This window comes from Spongiibacter sp. UBA1325 (assembly GCF_002306875.1).
In the GTDB taxonomy this organism is placed as follows: Bacteria; Pseudomonadota; Gammaproteobacteria; order Pseudomonadales; family Spongiibacteraceae; genus Spongiibacter; species Spongiibacter marinus.
Genome location: NZ_DBTD01000008.1, coordinates 11,710 through 11,941 on the forward strand (window position 1 = coordinate 11,710; position 232 = coordinate 11,941).

At 54.3% G+C, this 232-nt stretch carries 1 pseudogene; it reads left to right on the forward strand.

Annotation, left to right across the window (positions count from 1 at the left end):
- A pseudogene (locus B3K78_RS08485) lies at positions 1-232 on the forward strand (tRNA (N6-isopentenyl adenosine(37)-C2)-methylthiotransferase MiaB); the annotation flags it as partial.

The window sequence follows — 232 nt, forward strand, 5'->3', positions numbered from 1 at the left end:
CTGTCAGATGAACGAGTACGACTCCGCGCGTATTCAGGATCTGCTGGGCGTCAGTCACAACCTGGAGCCTACCGACAATCCCGAAGAAGCCGACGTCTTGTTGCTGAATACCTGCTCCATTCGCGAGAAAGCGCAGGAAAAAGTGTTTCACCAACTTGGCCGCTGGAAAAAACTGAAAGACAAAAACCCCGACCTGCTGATTGGTGTTGGCGGCTGCGTCGCCAGCCAGGAA